Below are 1,686 nucleotides of genomic sequence, written 5' to 3' on the forward strand. Positions count from 1 at the left end.
GTACCAGCTGCGCCGGGAGCGCGCCCGGTCCGGGCCGTGGTCGGTGGCGCCGCTCGACTGGTCGGAGGCCGCCCGGCCCGCCGCGCCCGCGCCCCCGTCCACCGCCGTCCTCGTCTGCGCCGCCGCGGCCGGCCTCGCCGCGGCCCTGTTCCTCGGCGACGGCATCGGTCCCGGCCTGCTGCTCGCCGCGCTGCCCGCCGTCGCCGCCGCGTACGCCGCCGCGCGCACCGCCGGCCGCGCCGCCCGCCCGTGGACCCTGCTCTGGGCCCTCGGCTGCACCGCCCTGCTCGTCGTGCCCGTGCTGCGCGACGCCGCCTGGCCGGCCACCGTGGCCCTCCTCGCCGCCGTCCTCGCCGGCGCCCTCGCCCTGCACGGCAGCCGCACCTGGGCCGGGGTGCTGCTCAGCCCCGTCGGCCTCACCGACGGAGCCGTCAACGGCGTCCGCTGGGCGTGGGCCGCCCTCCGCTCCCGGAGCACCGGCGTCGACCGCGACCGCTGGCTGCCCGTCCTGAAGGCGGCCGGCGTGGCCGCCGGGCTTCTCCTGCTCTTCGGCGCCCTCTTCGCCTCCGCCGACGCCGCCTTCGCGGACCTGCTCGGCGGCCTCGTCCCCGACGTCACGATCGGCGACGGCCCGCTGCGCCTCGTCCTGTTCCTCCTCGCCGCCGTCCTCGCCCTGGCCGCGGCCCGGACCGCCGCCGCGCCGTTCCGCTGGGACCGCATCCGCACCACCGCCGGAAAGCCGCGCTCCCGCGTCGAGTGGGCGCTGCCCCTCGTCGTCCTCGCGGTGCTCTTCGCCGGCTTCAACGCCGTCCAGCTCGCCGTCCTGTTCGGCGGCTACGACAGGGTGCTGGCCAGCACCGGGCTGACGTACGCCGAATACGCCCGCCAGGGCTTCTGGCAGCTGCTCTGGGCGACCCTGCTCACCCTGGCCGTGATCGCGCTCGCCCTGCGCTGGGCTCCGCGCGGCGGCCCCGCCGACCGGCGGCTCGTCCGCGCCGTTCTCGGCACGCTGTGCGCGCTGACCCTGGTCGTCGTCGCCTCGGCGCTGCGCCGCATGGACCTCTACGTGGACGCGTACGGGCTGACCCGGCTGCGGGTGTCGGTGGCCGCGATGGAGCTCTGGCTGGGCTCCGTCATCGTCCTGATCATGACGGCGGGACTGTTCGGCGCCCGCCTGCTGCCCCGTGCGGTCGCCGGCAGCGCCGTGGCGGCCGCCCTCGCCTTCGGGCTGCTGTCGCCGGACGCGATGATCGCGGAGAAGAACGCGGACCGCTTCCGGGCCACCGGCAAGATCGACCTCGCGTACTTCCAGTCGCTGTCGGCGGACGCCGTGCCCGCGCTGGACCGGTTGCCGGAACCCCACCGCTCCTGCGCCCTGCGCGGTATCGCAGAGGAGCTCGCGGAGCAGGGCCGCCTCCCCTGGTACGGGACGAGCCTCGGCGTCTACCGGGCCCGGCAGATCCTGGACGAGCGCCCCGCGACCGCCCGCGCCGCGGTCTGCTCGCGCCTGGGCACCTTCTCCGGCCGCAGCGGCTGATCTCCGGCCCTCCGCCTCGTCCCCTCCGCACCGGTCCTCCGCACAGGCGACCGGCAGCAGCCCCGAACGGGCGATTCCGGCAACGGAATTGGCGGCACCGGGAACGGGCCCGCCCCGTGGCGGGGCCCCGGTCGGCGGGGGAGAGGGGC

General features: G+C 77.6%; 1 protein-coding gene. It reads left to right on the forward strand.

The genetic code is table 11. From position 1 onward, the window contains the following. Nucleotides 1–43 precede the first annotated feature (43 nt). Nucleotides 44–1,537 (forward strand): DUF4173 domain-containing protein, encoded by a 1,494-nt coding sequence (locus tag EF903_RS32360; protein ID WP_260616221.1) that lies wholly within the window; start codon nucleotides 44–46, stop codon nucleotides 1,535–1,537. The last annotated feature ends 149 nt before the right edge of the window (nucleotides 1,538–1,686 follow it).

The sequence above is a fragment of the Streptomyces sp. WAC05292 genome (assembly GCF_003949955.1).
Classification (GTDB): Bacteria; Actinomycetota; Actinomycetes; order Streptomycetales; family Streptomycetaceae; genus Streptomyces; species Streptomyces globosus.